Source organism: Enterovirga sp. GCM10030262 (assembly GCF_042666435.1).
Lineage (GTDB): Bacteria > Pseudomonadota > Alphaproteobacteria > Sphingomonadales > Sphingomonadaceae > Allosphingosinicella.
The window spans coordinates 117,374-132,205 of the sequence record NZ_JBHTDC010000002.1 but is presented as its reverse complement, the minus strand read 5'-3'; the positions used below and the strand labels follow the sequence as shown (position 1 = coordinate 132,205).

The window sequence follows — 14,832 nt, the reverse complement described above, 5'->3', positions numbered from 1 at the left end:
TGGCACCCCCCCGGGGGGCGGGGACATCCGTCCGCCTCGTGGTGCAATACGAACCGCGCCTCCATTGGATGCGCGGCGGCGATAAAATCTTTGGCGGGGAACGACTTCCCGAGTACGGGAAGCAAGGGCTAGGCTTGCTTCGGCAGGCTCAGGCCGCGGCGCCGCTGGCTTCGGCGATCCGCTCGTTGCTTGCCCGCAGCTTCGCCTTCAGCGACGCGGTGAACCCTTGTTCGAGCGCGTGGCGGACATCGTCATGGGCGGCGAGATAGGGGCGCAGCACCGTGGCCGGCGCGCACCAGAAGCGGGCGGGGCCGTTCAACACCACGGTCGCGCTGGCCCGGTCGCCCGACATGACGGTGAGCTCGCCGATGAGGTCGCCGGCGCGGCAGAGGCCGACCTGCTTGTCGTGGCTCATCACGCGCGCCTCTCCGCCGGCGAGATAGAAGAGATGGGTGACCGTTTCTTCCTCGCGGGTGAGGACGTCGCCTTCGCGTCCCGACAGCCAGAAGCCCTGATCGAGCAGGTGCCGGGCGCGGCTGCGGGGAAGGGCCGAGAGAAGCCCGGCGAGCATCGGCTCCTCCTCCGCCGTGAAGCGCGTCTTGGCGCTCTCCACAAGGCGACGCCCAAGCACCAGCAAAGCCGCGATCATCAGCAGGCCCCACCAGAAGGCGGTGACGATGCTGCCGGTCCAGAACAAGGCATGGCAGAGGCCGATGAGAGCGGCGACGGCGACGAACGCGCGGGCCCGCTTATAGTGGGTGGACAAGATGCCGATGACGAGCAGCAGGAATGCGAGCTGACCGACCAGGGAGCCCGTGGAGAATATCGAACCAAGTCCTTCAGCCGCCATCGTTTCCCCCTGGCGCGATCCGGCTCGATGATGCGCCAGAAACGGGAATATTGCAAAGCCGACGCGACAGGAGCAGCCGGCGGCGCGACCAAGCTGAACGGAACGTTGCCACAGGTTCAGTCTTGTTCCTATAAGACACCGGCCATGACGCGGCGTCCGATTCCTCCGGCCGCCCTCCCGCAAGATGATGGAGATCAAGTTGAAATCAGTTTTCCTGGCGAGCGCTGCCGCGCTCGCGCTCGGCGGTCCGGCCGTTCTCGCCCACGCCGCGATTACCCAGGACACGGCCGCCACCGCGGCTCCGGCGACAGCGCCTGCTCCGAAACCCGACAACATCCTGCTCGCCGAATGGACCGGCCCTTATGACGGCGTGCCGCCCTTCGACAAGGTGACGCCCGCGCTGTTCCCCGCCGCCCTCCAATATGGGATCGACGAGCAGCGCCGCGAGGTGCTGGCCATCGCCAACAATCCTGCCGCGCCGACCTTCCAGAACACGGTCGAGGCGCTCGAAAAGACCGGGCAGACGCTCGACCGCGTCCTCTCCGTCTTCGGCGTGATGACCAGCAACATGACCACGCCCGAATATCAGGCGCTCGACAAGGAATGGTCGCCCAAGCTCTCTGCGGCCTTTGACGAGATCATCCTCAATCCGGCTCTCTTCCAGCGCGTGAAGGCGGTCTACGAGGCGCGCGAGACGTCCGGCCTCGACGCCAAGCAGCAGCGGCTCGTCACCCGTCTCTACGACCAGTTCGTGCGCCGCGGCGCCAATCTCGACCCGGCCCAGAAGGACCAGCTGTCGGCCTACAACCAGCAACTCGCCGAGAAGTTCGCGACCTTCAGCGAGAAGGTGCTGGCCGACGAGAGCAGCCATATCGTTGCCACCGAAGCCGAGCTTGCCGGCGTACCCGACGACGTCAAGGCCGCCGCCGCGGCGGCCGCGAAGGAGCGGGGTCTTCCCGCCGGCTCCTACGCGATCGTCAACACCCGCTCGGCGGTCGACCCGGTCCTGACCTTCGCCGACAATCGCGCATTACGTGAGAAGATCTGGAAAGCGTTCGTCAATCGCGGCGACAATGGGGGCGCCAACGACACCAACGCGACCATCGCCGAGATCGTGAAGCTGCGCGCCGAGCGCGCCGATCTGCTCGGCTTCGAGAGCCACGCCCATTGGCGCATGCAGGACACGATGGCCGGCACCCCCGCCGAGGCACAGGAGCTGATGATGCGCGTCTGGCCGGCTGCCGTCGCGCGCGTGAACGAGGAGGTCGCCGACCAGCAGGCGATCGCCGACAAGCTCGGCCACGACATCACGATCGAGCCGTGGGACTATCGCTACTATCAGGAGAAGGTGCGGAAGGACCGCTACGATCTGTCCCAGGAAGAGATCAAACCCTATTTCGAACTCGACAACATGATCGACGCGATCTTCTGGTCGGCGGGCGAGCTCTACGATCTCGACTTCAAGGAAATCACCGGCACCGTTCCGACCTGGCATCCCGACATCCGCGCGTGGCACGTCACCGACCGCCGCGACGGATCGGACGTGGGCGTGTTCTACATGGACAATTATGCGCGCACCGGAAAGCGCTCGGGAGCCTGGGCGACGACCTATCGCAGCCGCGCCGGCCTCACCGGCGACGAGATCGTGCTTGGCTCCAACAACAACAATTTCACCAAGCCCGCCGCCGGCGAGCCGACGCTCATCAGCCTCGACGACGCGGAAACCCTATTCCACGAATTCGGCCACGCCATCCATTATTTCCTCTCGGACATTCACTATCCGAGCTTTGGCGGCACGCCGCGGGATTTTGTGGAATATCCGAGCCAGGTGAACGAGAATTGGCTGCTCACCCCGGAGGTACTCAACCGGTTCGCCGAGCATTATGAGACCGGTGAGCCGATGCCGCAGGCGCTGGTCGAGAAGATCGAGGCGTCGTCCAAGTTCAACCAGGGTTTCGCCACGGCCGAATATCTGTCGTCGGCGCTGGTCGATATGGCGCTGCACACCGATCCGGACGGCGTGGTCGATCCCGACGCATTCGAGCGCGAGACGCTGGCCGCGATCGGCATGCCGGACGAGCTGGTGATGCGGCACCGCCTGCCGCAGTTCAACCACCTCTTCTCGTCGGACAGCTATTCGGCGGGCTATTATTCCTACCTCTGGTCGGAGACGATGGACGCCGACACCTGGGCGGCGTTCGAGGAGACCGGCAACGTCTGGGACAAGGCGACGGCGGATCGCTTCCGCGAGACCCTGCTGTCGACCGGCAACGAGACCGACCGCGCCGAGGCCTATCGCGAGTTCCGCGGCCGCGATCCGGACGTGAACGCCCTCCTGAAAAAGCGCGGCTTTCCGACGGAGTAAGGCTCGGTTCGGCCGGCCTGATCGTTCCCCGGCGAAAGCCAGGGAGCGATCGGCTGGCGGCCCGCCCCGGAGACTCCCGCTTTCGTTCGGAAGCGGGGGAGCTGGCGACCCCCGGGGGTCAGCCCTCGGTAGTAGCGGCCGGGGCCTCGGGCAGTTGCAGCGCCTGGATCAAGACGTCCAGCTGGGCATCGCAGCCTTTCTGGATGAGGGTCGAGGCCATCGCTTCGGGGTCCGCCGGTTCGGCGGCAAGGGTCCGGAATTCCAGCGACGTCGGCTGCGCTCCGCCGGCCCAGCTCAACCGGTAATCGGCGCCGTCGCTGACGGCGAGGTCGGCGGGCCATCCCACCGTCGTCTGCCCGGCCGGCCATTCGACGGCCCGGCTTGCGCCGTCGCCGACGCGGGTCACGGTCAGCGTCACGGCCGCGCCCGCGTGGGGCCGCCACAAGGTCACCCGCGCCGGATCGGCGAGGCAGACGGTCGAGCTCTTCGACACATCGACGTGCCACAGACTGGCCGGGCGGGGAGCGTCGGAGCCGACGCCGCGCACGGCGCCGATGCGGGCGCGGCGGGTCCGTCCGGTTGCCACCGAGGCAAGGGCGGAGCGGTTCGCCGCTTGGGCGGGGCCACCCGGGGTGAAGACGCCCGGCCCGCGCAACGTGCGCGTGCCGCGGCTGTCGAGAAGGACCAGCGAGTCGTTCGCCCGCAACGATATGCGGGCACTGTCGGCCAGCTTCTTGCCGGCCGGATAAGCCTTGGCCGAGGGGCCGGACGCCCGCACGACGAGGACTTGGGCCGCCGCAGCGGTGGCGCCGGTGGCGATCAACAGAGCGGCGGCAAGACGCGCCGCCTTCGCTTTACTTGGACCCCAAGACAAAATGACCTCCTGGACCTGCTTCCCGGATGCGATACACGAAATTGGCGAGCGCCGCATCCTCCTTGTTGGAATTAGCAATCAGTTCCAGATCGATAAGCGCCGATGCATCGCCGGTGTCGAACCTTTCCCAGAGCCGCGCGAGCGTCCGCCTTTCCTCCGGGTCCATGCCCGGCGCCGGCTCCCATACTTCGACCGGCGTGGCGCGGCCGCTCAAGACAATGCGGCCCATCGGGCGGAAGATATCGAGCGTCGATCCGTCCTTCGCCTCGCGGCTGACCAGGATCGTCGTCTTGAGCGACTTGTTGGCCGATTCGAGCCGAGCTGCCGTGTTCATGCCGTCGCCGAGGGCCGTATATTGGATGCGGCCCTCGCCACCGAAATTGCCGACCACGGCCTCGCCCCGATGGAGACCGACGCGGGTGCGGCCGAGCGGGGGAAGGTCATCGCCGCCCGCGCGGGCGAAGGCCTCGCCGGCTTCGTACATGGCGAGGGCGGCGCCGGCGGCGCGGTCGGCGTCGTCCGGCCGGGCGATCGGCGCGCCCCAGAAGGCGACCACCGCGTCGCCGACGAACTTGTCGATCGTCCCGCCATGCTTGAGGACGATGTCGCTCATCACGTCGAGATAGCGGTTGAGCAGGCTCGAGAGCTGCTCGGGCGTGATCGCGTGGGAGAGCTTGGTGAAGCCCTCCATGTCGGTGAACAAGGCGTAGATCTGGCGCTTCTCGCCGCTGAGGGCGAGCCGCTCGGGGTCGCGCAATATCTGGTTGGCGATGTCGGCGGGGAGATATTTGCCGAGCGTCGACTGGGCGAAGCGCCTCTGCTCCGATCCGACCGCCCGCTGCGCGGTGCCAACCGCGGCGAAGGCGAACAGCCAGCCGACTGCCCAGCCGGCCGCCGGTAACCCAAGCGTGTCGATCGCATTGGCCTGAAGCAGAAAGGGCAGCGAGACGAAGAACAGGATCTGCGCGACGAGCACCACCGCCAGCTTCCAGCTGCGCATCTCGAGCAGGCTGGTGAGCCCGCCGGCAGCGACCACCGCCAGCGCCACCATCCACAGCGACCAGCCGGGTATCGCCGCCGGCATCCGGCCGTCGAGCAGCTGGGCAAGCAGGTGGGCGTGCACGTCGAGGCCTTTGGTGAGCTTGCCGTCGACCCGGGTCATCGGCGTCTCGTAATCGTCGAGATCCTGGATATCGCCGCCGATCAGAACGTAGCGCCCCTCGATCTGCGGCCGCAGCGCTTCGGCGAAGTCGGTGACGAACAGGTCGATGGGAAGCTTGGAGAAGACCGGATATTCCTCGCTTTTCGGCAGCCGGTAGTCGATGCTCCGCCGATAGTCGCGGAACTCGGGATGGATCGGGGTCATCGCGTTGGCCAGCAAGGGCGGCAGGCCCGCCGGTTGCGCCGGCCAACTGCGGATGACGCCGTCCTCGAGGTCCGGCTCCAGCCGAATGCTGGCGGGCTTGACCGGCCCCGGCGCGAGCTGGGCGAGGAAGCCGGTCAGATACTCCTCCTGCCACACCTTCATGTAATCGGGATTGGTCGCGTTGGAGGCGAAGGCGAGATAGGTCGGCGTCTCCATGTCCCGGAAGGCGTCGATCAGGATGGGGTCCTCGGCCTGCGCCTGGTCGATCAGGATATCGATGCCGATCGCCTTCGGGTTCATCGCGTCGATGGCGGTGAGCGCGTCGGCGAGCATCTTGCGGTCGAGCGGCGAGCGCTTGGCCAGCGCTTCCAGAGTCTCGTCGGTATAGACGACAAGGACGATCCGGTCGTCCTGCTCGACCCGCTCCGCCGTCTCCAGCATGCGGATGTCGTAGAGCCCGCGCTCGGCATCCTTGGCGAGCGGAATGTCCCAGCTATAGCGCGCGAAGACGAGACCGAGGGCGATGAACAGGATCGTGCCGGCGAGCCGCACCGGGCCGATCTGCCGCAGCGTGCGCCTGACCCGCACCGCCATCGCCGGCCTTCCCGCATCCGTCATCCGCCGCCCCCAAAGCGTTTCGCCGTCCCGGCAGATTAAACCATCGCGACCCCGTGTCCACCGCCCGAACGCGACTCGGCTGGGACAATCGATCGCCGCCGTCGCCATTTTCCGTAGCCGTCCCCGCCACTTGCCGGGGTCTGGCAAAGGCTTTAGTTTCACGGCGATGCCTCTCTCCGATCATCGCGCCGGCAAAGCCGTGCTGAGCCAAGCTTCGCTCCGGCGGACGGTGATGCTGATCGTCGCCTTCGGGCTCGTGCTCATCGCGCTGACCTGGACGGCGGTGGTCGAGCAGGCCCGGTTCGAGCGCCGCGCCACGATCGCCGCCGCCACCCGTCACACGACCAATCGCGCCATCGCCTTCGAGCAATATGTCACTCGCACTTTGGAAGCGGCGAACGTGGCGATGCTCCATCTGAGCGACAAACATGCCAGCATCGGCGGGACGGCCGCCGATCCGCGCTGGATCGACGACCCTGTCGTCGACAATGCTCTGTTCGGCGTCGTCAGCATCGCCAATGAAAAAGGCGACGTCGTCGCGACCACCGCGTCGCCTCCGCCGGTCAACATGAACGCCGCCGGCCGGGAGGGGTTTCGCGTCCATGTCGCTCGCGACAGCGGCCGGATGTTCATCGGCACCCCGCGCGAAGTGCGCACGGTCGGGCGGGTCCTGATGGGCCTCTCCCGGCGGATCAACAATCCGGACGGCAGCTTCGGCGGCGTCGTTTCGATCCAGATGGATCCGGGCAAGTTCACCGACTTCTACGCACAGGCCGATGTTCGACCGACCGACGTGATGTCGGTGATCGGCCTCGACGGCATCACCCGCGCCAGACGCACGGGGAGCCGGTCGAGCTATGGCGAGGATCTGCGCGGCATGGAGGTGATGGAGATTCAGGCGCGGCAGCCGAACGGCACCTATGTCGGCCCCGGCGGACTCGACGGGATCGTCCGTTTCTTCAGCCACAGGCGTCTGCCGGGCTATCCTTTGTTCGTCACCGTGGGCGTCGGCCATGATGCGGTGCTGGCGCCGCTCAGGGCGCGGCAGGATCGCTACTTCGTGGGCGCCGCGCTGCTCAGCCTTGCCACCATATCTTTCGCCTGGCTGCTGATAGCGGGCCTCTACCGCCGCCAGCGCGCGGGGATCGAGATCGCGGAAGCCAACCAGCGGCTGCGCGAGGCACACCGCATCGCGCGGATCGGCGACTGGGACTATGATCTGCGAACCGGCGCGGTCAACTGGTCTCCGGAACTCTATGCGATGTACGAGCGGGATCCGGCGCTGGGTCCGCCGACAAAGGATGAGGTCTTCGCCTATTTCGACGAGCAGAGCCGGCCGGTCGCGGAGCGCGCCGTCGAACTGGCGATCGAGACGGGCGAGCCGCAGGAGTTCGAGATGCGGATCATCCTTCCCAGCGGACGGGCCTCCTATCGCAAGACCGTCGCGGTGCCGACCCGGGATTTGTCAGGCAAGGTGGTTCGCCTCCACGGCACCGATCAGGATATCAGCGCGGCCAAGCTCCTCGAGATGCTCCAGGCGGAGGTCGCGCACCTGTCTCGGATCGATGCGATGAACACCATGGCCAGCACCCTGGCGCACGAGCTGAACCAGCCGCTGACCGCCGCCAAGAACTATCTCGTCGGCAGCCGGCGCATGGTCGGCGGGCTCGGGTCCGAGGAAGCCCGGATCGTGGCCGACGCGATGCAGGGCGCCGAGCGCCAGATACTCCTAGCCGCCGACATCATCCGCAGAATTCGCGACATGGTCGCGAACCGCGGCAGCGCCTATGAATGCGCGTCGCTGCCCGATGTCGTCACCGATGCGCTGGCCCTCATCGCCGTCGCCAACGAATATCCGCAGATCAGGCTGACCCAGCGGCTGAGCCCGGACGCGGAATTCGTGACCGGTGATCGGGTCCAGATCCAGCAGGTGATGATCAACCTGGTGCGCAATGCCTGCGACGCGGCGTCGGAATCGGCCAACCCGGCGGTGACCATCTCCAGCGAACGCTGCTCGGGCGACCACGTCAAGGTGTCGGTGACCGACAACGGCCCCGGAATACCGGCGTCGCTGGGCGATCTCTTCTCGCCCTTCTCGACATCGAAGAAGACCGGCCTCGGCCTCGGCCTCTCTATCTCCCGCACCATCGTCGAGGCGCATGGCGGGCGGATCTGGGTCGAAAGCAACAGCGACGCGGGAACCACCATGTCCTTCACGATTCCGACGGAACGCCTGGAACTCGCCGTCGCGTCCTGAGCCGCGGTCCCTTTCATCGAAGCCAGTCGACGCTTTGTCGGCCGCCATGCGCTTGGTCGAGGCAGCGGAGACCGGGGTCGAAGCCCGCGAGCATAGGCGGGGCGATCGGCCTATCCAGGATGCGGAGATGGAAGCCGGTATCGGAGACCCGGACCGACCTTCCGCTTCTTCGGATGAAACAGGGGTATCGCCAGAAGGGAGATGCCATCATGGACAGAATCAAGATCGCCGCTGCCGGTTTCGCATTGGCCGTCACCGCGCTCATCATTCCCGCCGCCGTCTATGGACAGTCGGCGCCGATCACGGTGGAGGGCGAGCTCGAGCGGCCCGTCGCCTATGTGAGCTATGCCGATATCGACCTCGCCAGCGATTCCGGCCTGAAGCTCCTGCGCGGCCGCGTTCGCGGCGCCGCGACCCGGCTGTGCATCCATTCGGGCGCCCAGCCGATCAAGCTGGTGATGGATGGGCGCGCCTGCTTCGCCGAAGCCGTGGCCGGAGCCGAGGAGCAGATCGCCCTCGCCGCCGTCGACCGCGGGACCCGGTTCGCCTCCAACGCCCGCATCGCGGTGCGTGGGGCGAGGCTTCGCTGAACGATCGACAAGGGACGGGCGCCAGCCCCCGCGTCCGTCCCGGTCCCGGCCTATAGCTCGATCAACGCATAAGGCCGTCCCGTCTCGGCCTGGACCACGAAATGCGCGCAATTGTAGACCGGAACGCCCTTGGATGTTTCGCCCCGATAGGCCCCGCGATGGGCATGGCCATGGACCACCGCCTTGACGTTGTCGAAGCGGTCGATCGCGTCGGCGAGACGCGATGAGCCCAGGAAGGGGAATATCTCCAGCGGCTCGCCTTCGACCGTGGCCGCTATCGGTGCGTAATGGAGCACCGCCATCACGCGCTCGGTGCGAAGCGAGCGCAGCGCATTCTCCAGCTTGCGCGCTTCGTCGATGGCCGCATCGACGAAGGCCTTGATCGCCGGCTCGCCGAACGCGCCCAGCTCGCCGCGATCGAAGCCGCCGACGAAGCCCTTGACGCCGGCGAAGCCGACCCCTTCGATCACCACCGCCTGATCGTCGAGCATGGTGACGCCGGCGCCGTGGAGAATGTGGGCGATCTCCTCGGGCTGGCCGCATTCGTAATCATGATTGCCGAGCACCGCGACCATCGGGATCGTGCAGGCGCGAAGATCCTCGGCGAGAATCTCGGCCTCACGGGTCTTGCCGAAATTGGTGAGGTCTCCGCACAAAGCGAGCACGTCCGCCGTCTCCGCGATTTCCACGAACATGTCCCGAAAGCGATTCTCGGAGCTTTCGGTAACGTGAAGGTCGCCGATGGCGGCGATTGTGATCGTGTCAGACCTTTCGCTCATGCTTTTCCTCGATGCCTTTTCCGACCACGTCGGCGAAGCCCCATTCGCTGATGTCGGTCACATAGTCGCGCGGGCTGAGCAGGCGGCCGCGGCAGACCTTGATGTTGGCGGCGGGCAGTTCGGCCTGGGCGTGCAGCCGGTCGAGCAGTTCGTCGAACAGCCAGCGCGGAATGAGATCACGCTCGGTCGGGTAGATGAAGCGGAAATTGAGCACGTGGATCAGCAGCACCTCCCAGTAGAGCTCGACCGCCGACAGCAGCCGCTTCCAGTCGATCTGGTCATGCTTCTTGAGGATGACGTGAGCCACATCGGCGCCGTCGTAGCGGTAGCGGTCCTGCAGGAAGAGCTTCGACAGGATGAACTCGGTGGGCGGGGTGATCCGCACCGTCGTGCCGTAGACTTCGACCTCGTAGACCTCCCCGAACCATTCGTCGGTGATGGCGATGCTGGCGGTGGAGATATTGTAGATGACATCGAAGAAATTGTCGTCCTGCCAGACCTTGCCGATCCAGCGCTCGTCCTCGACTTCGATTTCATAGCCCCGGCCCTTGAAATAAGTGAGGATGCGTGGCGCGTCGCTGGCCTTGCAAAAAACGTCGAGATCCTTGGTCGGGCGGACGATGCCGGTAAAGCAGGAGAGCGCGTAGGTGCCCGACAGGAGGAAGGGCACGCCGGATTCGTTCAGCAGATCCAGGCTCTTCGAATAGAAGCCCACCGCCTCGGGCGGCGGTTCGAAGATCGAGGCATCGAGAATCTGCGGCTGGTCATCCATGGACAAGAAGAACGGCGCGTGGGCGCAACCGTTCCGGCGCCGACTTCAGGTGATCGCGAAGAGGATCAGCGCGATGACGAGTCCGACCGAAGGCACGATCACCGTCAGCGCGCCGACGGCGCCATAGGCGCGCGCATGGGTCTCGCCGCAGACGGCGCGGATGGTGGTGACGACATAGCCGTTGTGGGGAAGGCTATCGAGCGCCCCGCTGGCGATGGCGACGACCCGGTGCAGCTCGGCGGGATTGGCGCCGGCGTCGAGATAGTGAGGCGCGAGCAGCGGCAGAGCGATGGTCTGCCCGCCCGAGGCCGAGCCGGTGAGGCCGGCGATGACCGTGACCGCGATGGCCGCGCCGATCAGCGGGCTGCCGGGGATCGCCTGCACCGCGACCAGGGCCTGCTGGAAGGCCGGCGACAGGGTCGCCACCGCGCCGAAGCCGACCACCGCGCATGTATTGGTAATCGCCAGCACCGCGCCCGCCGCGCCGCGCGAGAAGGCCGCCGGCATCGCCCCGCGCCGCCGGACGCCGATCAGCAGGGCCACGGCGAGGCCGGCGCCGAGCGCGCCGACCAGCGCCCACTTGCCGAGCGAGATGGCGGGCAGGACGATCCCCGCGCCGGGCAGGTTCTCGGGGAACTGGAGGATCAGGAACACCCCCAGCACCGCCGCCAGTGGAACCAGGCTGAGCAAAGGATGGGGAAGGAAGGCGAGATCGGGCCCAACGTCGTCGCTTTCGCGGCCCTCGAACCTTTCGCCGTTGGCGACCGCCCGTCGGACCATGCGGTTGAGCCAGAGCTGGCCGGCCACCGCCATCAGCAACGCGACGACCAGGCTCACTTCCCAGCCGGCATAAGCGGTGGTGCCGAGAAACTGCATCGGGATGAGGTTCTGGATTTCGGGACTGCCGGCCGATGTCATCGTGAACGTCACCGAGCCGAAGGCGAGCGCCCCCGGAATGAAGCGCCGCGGCAGGTCCGCCTCGCGGAATAGATGCACGGCGAGCGCATAGACCGAGAAGGCGACGATGAAGACGCTGACGCCGCCATAAGTGAGAATGGCGCAGGCCGCGACCACCGCGAGCACCGCGTGGCGGCTGCCGATCTTCTCGACGACCCAATGGGCGACGCTCGCCGCCGCGCCGGATGCGCCCATCACCTCGCCGAAGATGGCGCCCAGCAGGAACATGAAGAACCAGTCGGCGAAGAAACCGGTGAAGCCGGCCATATAGGCGGTGGCATAATCGGGCGCGCCTTCGGTCGCGAGCGGAGGCAGCCAGGCGATCCCGCTGGTCGCCGCCACGATCGCGGCGCACAAGGGCGCGGCGATAAGGATGTGGACGCCCCTGACGGTAAGGAAGATCAGAAGCGCGAGCGCCCCCGCCAGCCCGATAGCACTGATCATCGATCCTCCCCGTCGTTCGGCGCCTTCTTGCGCAATCGCGCAACAATCGACAAGTCGGTTAGGGGCTTTCCCGAAAAAGCTCCGGGGCGTGCGCGGCAGGGGAGAAGGGCGTGATTCCACTCGAACGGGGCCAGCTCTGGGTGATACGCATCCACGCTTTGGCGGTAGGCGCCCTCGCTCTCGCCGCCGGATTGCTGGGCGAAGCGATAGTGAGGGACAATGTCGATCTGCCGCCCGGCATCGTGACGATCCCGCTGCTCGTCCTTCTCCTTTACCCCGTCCTCGTCGCGCCGGGCCGCCGCTATCGCGCCTGGGGCTATGCCATGGATGCCGACGAGCTTCGTATCGCCCGAGGGGTCTGGACGCGGATCGAGACGATCGTTCCGCTCGCGCGGGTCCAGCATGTCGATGTGTCGCAAGGGCCGATCGAACGGACCTTCGGCGTCTGCCGGCTGGTGCTGCACACGGCGGGCACGATGCACAGCCGGGTCGTGCTCCCGGGTCTCGCCCGCGCGACCGCGGAAGCGCTGCGCGACGAGGTTCGGGGGCGCATCGTCCAGGACGCCCTGTGAGCGGCGGCACGGTCGCCGACCGTCACGTGCACCCGGCGACGGTGCCATTGCGCTTCCTCAAGGAAGCGCCATCGACATTGCTCGGGCTTCCGGCCGCTTTTGCCTATGTTTCCGATGTCGGATGGACGGCCATTCTGGCGTTCGCGGGCTTCGCCGCCGCCATCGCCTTTCTGTTCCACTGGATAAGATGGCGCCGCTTTCGCTACGGCCTTGGAGAGAGCGAGATCGTCATCGAGAGCGGGCTTTTCCAGCGCACCCGCCGGTCGATCCCGTTCGCCCGCATCCAAGATGTGGACATCGAGCGCGGGCCGCTCCAGCGGCTTTTCGGACTCGCCAAGCTCAGGATCGAGACGGGCGGCTCGGGCAAGGACGAGGGGCTGCTCGACAGCGTCACAATGGCCGAGGCGGATCGGGTGCGCGCGGTCGTCCGGTCGGCGCTTGCCGGCCCGACCTCCCCGGCCGCGCCCGCGACGCAGGCACAGGCATCCCTCCGCTTGATCTTCGCGATGGACCTGGCGCGTGTGTTCCTGTCGGGCGTGTTCAATTTCTCGCTCATCTGGATCGCCGGCCTGTTCGCGTTGCTCCAGGCGTTCGACGACTGGCTGCCGTTCGACCCCTACGATCCCGGACGTTGGGTAGGGCTGGCCGGCGACCGCGTCATCGATCGCTTCTCCGCGGGCGCCATTCTGATGGTGCTTTCGGTGGCACTGGTGCTTGGAATCCTCACCGGTATTGCCCGGACGATCTCGCGCGATTTTGGTTTCACTCTATCGATCGAGGGCGCCGAGCGGTTTCGGCGCGAGCGCGGCCTCTTCACCCGAACCGAGGCGGTGATTCCGGTCGGCCGGGTCCAGCTCGCGCGGGTTCAGACCGGGCCGCTGCGGCGGGCGCTGGGCTGGCACCAGCTCTTCTTCCAGACGCTCAGCGCCGCGCGGGAGGGGGGAGGGCATCAGAGCATGGCGCCGATGGCCAGGGACGACGAAGTCGATGCCGTCCTGGCCGAGCAGCGCGGCATGTACGCGCCGGCCCACGCGATGCTGGCGATGGTGTCGAGCCGGCATATCGTTCGAGCCTTGCTATCGAGCGCCGCGCCGCCGATCGCCGCCATCCTGGTCGCGGCGGCAATATCGCCGCTCGCATGGCCATTGCTCGCCGCGCTGCCTTTCATCGCCGTGCCGGCGCTGCTGGAGCGACGCTTCCACCTTTATGCGCTGAGGGACGACTTCGTGTTCGTCGCGCGCGGCGTATGGCGGCAACAGCTGTGGATCGTGCCGGTCGCCAAAATCCAGTCGGTCAGGCTCAGCCGCAATTTTCTCCAGCGCCGGCTCGGCCTCGCCACCCTCTCGATCGACACCGCTGGCGCCCCGATGGTGAACGCGCCGCGCATCATCGACCTGCGCGAGGACAAGGCGCGGGCGCTCGCCACCCAGCTGACGGCGGCTCAGCTCTCCGGCAGGAAGTCCGGCACCGACAGATAGCGTTCGCCGGTATCATAGTTGAAGCCGAGCACGCGGCTGCCCTCCGGCAATTCGGGAAGCTTCTTCGCGATGGCGGCGAGACAGGCGCCGGAGCTGATCCCCACCAGCATGCCTTCCTCGCGCGCGGCGCGGCGGGCCATCTCCCTCGATTCCTCCGCCTCGACGGTAATGACGCCGTCCAGCGCCGAGACGTCGAGATTGTTCGGGATGAAGCCGGCGGCGAGGCCCTGGATCGGGTGCGGACCGGGCTGGCCGCCGGAAATGACGGCCGAGAGCGTCGGCTCGACGGCGAATACCTTGAGGCCGGGCCATTCCTTTTTGAGCACGCGCGCGCAGCCTGTGATGTGGCCGCCGGTGCCGACGCCGGTGATGAGGACATCGACGGGTGACTCCCGGAAATCGTCGAGTATCTCGCGCGCGGTCGTGCGGGCGTGGACCTCGACATTGGCCGGATTGTCGAATTGCTGCGGCATCCAGGCGCCTTCGGTGGAGGCGACGATCTCCTGGGCGCGGGCGATGGCGGCCTTCATGCCGCCTTCCTTGGGCGTCAGATCGAAGGTCGCGCCGTAAGTCAGCATCAGCCGTCGCCGCTCCAGGCTCATGCTCTCGGGCATGACGAGGACGAGCCTGTAGCCCTTGACCGCGGCGACCATGGCCAGGCCGATGCCGGTATTGCCCGAGGTCGGCTCGACAATGGTGCCGCCGGGCTTGAGCGCGCCCGAGCGCTCGGCATCCTCGACCATGGCGAGGGCGATGCGGTCCTTGATCGAGCCGCCGGGATTGGCGCGCTCCGATTTGATCCAGACCTCAGCGGAACCGAACAGGCGGTTCACCCGGACATGGGGGGTATTGCCGATCGTCTCGAGGATGTTCGCCGCTCTCATCACCGTCTCCTTCGTCTCGTTCGCCG

General features: G+C 66.9%; 12 protein-coding genes. 5 read left to right on the top strand and 7 right to left on the bottom strand.

The annotated features are described in order from the left end of the window. Positions 1-148: 148 nt before the first annotated feature. The gene (locus ACFQRC_RS09805; protein WP_379960677.1) at positions 149-850 is read right to left on the bottom strand and encodes a cyclic nucleotide-binding domain-containing protein; all 702 of its coding nucleotides are present in this window, start codon (positions 848-850) and stop codon (positions 149-151) included. 199 nt (positions 851-1,049) lie between these two features. Between ACFQRC_RS09805 and ACFQRC_RS09800 the strand changes: the two genes are divergently transcribed. Then, positions 1,050-3,215, top strand: a complete 2,166-nt coding sequence (locus tag ACFQRC_RS09800; protein WP_379960675.1) for a M3 family metallopeptidase — start codon at positions 1,050-1,052, stop codon at positions 3,213-3,215. 118 nt (positions 3,216-3,333) lie between these two features. Here ACFQRC_RS09800 and ACFQRC_RS09795 read toward each other — a convergent pair whose 3' ends face one another. Together ACFQRC_RS09795 and ACFQRC_RS09790 are read right to left on the bottom strand one after the other, a co-directional pair. Continuing rightward, the gene (locus tag ACFQRC_RS09795; protein ID WP_379960673.1) at positions 3,334-4,089 is read right to left on the bottom strand and encodes a hypothetical protein; all 756 of its coding nucleotides are present in this window, start codon (positions 4,087-4,089) and stop codon (positions 3,334-3,336) included. Next, on the bottom strand, positions 4,070-6,073 hold the full coding sequence (locus ACFQRC_RS09790; protein WP_379960671.1) for a CHASE2 domain-containing protein: 2,004 nt from the start codon (positions 6,071-6,073) through the stop codon (positions 4,070-4,072). The genes ACFQRC_RS09795 and ACFQRC_RS09790 overlap by 20 nt, the downstream gene beginning before the upstream one ends. Before the next feature lie 199 nt (positions 6,074-6,272). Here ACFQRC_RS09790 and ACFQRC_RS09785 point away from each other — a divergent pair, with 199 nt between their 5' ends. Next, positions 6,273-8,330, top strand: a complete 2,058-nt coding sequence (locus ACFQRC_RS09785) for an ATP-binding protein (protein WP_379960669.1) — start codon at positions 6,273-6,275, stop codon at positions 8,328-8,330. Between the two features lie 209 nt (positions 8,331-8,539). Then, positions 8,540-8,920 carry a UrcA family protein gene (locus tag ACFQRC_RS09780; protein WP_379960667.1) on the top strand — a complete coding sequence of 127 codons (381 nt, stop codon included), beginning with the start codon at positions 8,540-8,542 and terminating at the stop codon, positions 8,918-8,920. 50 nt (positions 8,921-8,970) lie between these two features. Here the strand turns inward: ACFQRC_RS09780 and ACFQRC_RS09775 are convergent, their stop codons facing one another. From ACFQRC_RS09775 to ACFQRC_RS09765, 3 genes are read right to left on the bottom strand one after another with little or no spacing between them, the layout of a single operon-like run. Continuing rightward, complete coding sequence (locus ACFQRC_RS09775) at positions 8,971-9,699, bottom strand: metallophosphoesterase (RefSeq protein WP_379960665.1); 729 nt, start codon at positions 9,697-9,699, stop codon at positions 8,971-8,973. Next, complete coding sequence (locus ACFQRC_RS09770) at positions 9,683-10,471, bottom strand: hypothetical protein (RefSeq protein WP_379962415.1); 789 nt, start codon at positions 10,469-10,471, stop codon at positions 9,683-9,685. The genes ACFQRC_RS09775 and ACFQRC_RS09770 overlap by 17 nt, the downstream gene beginning before the upstream one ends. 45 nt (positions 10,472-10,516) lie before the next feature. Beyond that, on the bottom strand, positions 10,517-11,872 hold the full coding sequence (locus ACFQRC_RS09765; protein ID WP_379960663.1) for a GntP family permease: 1,356 nt from the start codon (positions 11,870-11,872) through the stop codon (positions 10,517-10,519). 110 nt (positions 11,873-11,982) lie between these two features. On the opposite strand from ACFQRC_RS09765, the gene ACFQRC_RS09760 reads away from it, so the two are divergent. Together ACFQRC_RS09760 and ACFQRC_RS09755 are read left to right on the top strand one after the other, a co-directional pair. Then, on the top strand, positions 11,983-12,444 hold the full coding sequence (locus ACFQRC_RS09760) for a PH domain-containing protein (RefSeq protein ID WP_379960661.1): 462 nt from the start codon (positions 11,983-11,985) through the stop codon (positions 12,442-12,444). Further along, complete coding sequence (locus ACFQRC_RS09755) at positions 12,441-13,922, top strand: PH domain-containing protein (RefSeq protein ID WP_379960659.1); 1,482 nt, start codon at positions 12,441-12,443, stop codon at positions 13,920-13,922. The genes ACFQRC_RS09760 and ACFQRC_RS09755 overlap by 4 nt, the downstream gene beginning before the upstream one ends. Here ACFQRC_RS09755 and cysK read toward each other — a convergent pair. After that, complete coding sequence (gene cysK / locus ACFQRC_RS09750; RefSeq protein WP_379960657.1) at positions 13,886-14,806, bottom strand: cysteine synthase A; 921 nt, start codon at positions 14,804-14,806, stop codon at positions 13,886-13,888. The two genes, ACFQRC_RS09755 and cysK, sit on opposite strands and share 37 nt — an antisense overlap. Positions 14,807-14,832 lie beyond the last annotated feature (26 nt).

Excerpts from the sequence above, each read along its gene's own strand:
- ACFQRC_RS09805 (WP_379960677.1), bottom strand. The coding sequence starts at position 850 with ATGGCGGCTGAAGGACTTGGTTCGATATTCTCCACGGGCTCCCTGGTC.
- ACFQRC_RS09790 (WP_379960671.1), bottom strand. The coding sequence starts at position 6,073 with ATGACGGATGCGGGAAGGCCGGCGATGGCGGTGCGGGTCAGGCGCACG.
- ACFQRC_RS09780 (WP_379960667.1), top strand. The coding sequence starts at position 8,540 with ATGGACAGAATCAAGATCGCCGCTGCCGGTTTCGCATTGGCCGTCACC.
- ACFQRC_RS09775 (WP_379960665.1), bottom strand. The coding sequence starts at position 9,699 with ATGAGCGAAAGGTCTGACACGATCACAATCGCCGCCATCGGCGACCTT.
- ACFQRC_RS09770 (WP_379962415.1), bottom strand. The coding sequence starts at position 10,471 with ATGGATGACCAGCCGCAGATTCTCGATGCCTCGATCTTCGAACCGCCG.
- ACFQRC_RS09765 (WP_379960663.1), bottom strand. The coding sequence starts at position 11,872 with ATGATCAGTGCTATCGGGCTGGCGGGGGCGCTCGCGCTTCTGATCTTC.
- cysK (WP_379960657.1), bottom strand. The coding sequence starts at position 14,806 with ATGAGAGCGGCGAACATCCTCGAGACGATCGGCAATACCCCCCATGTC.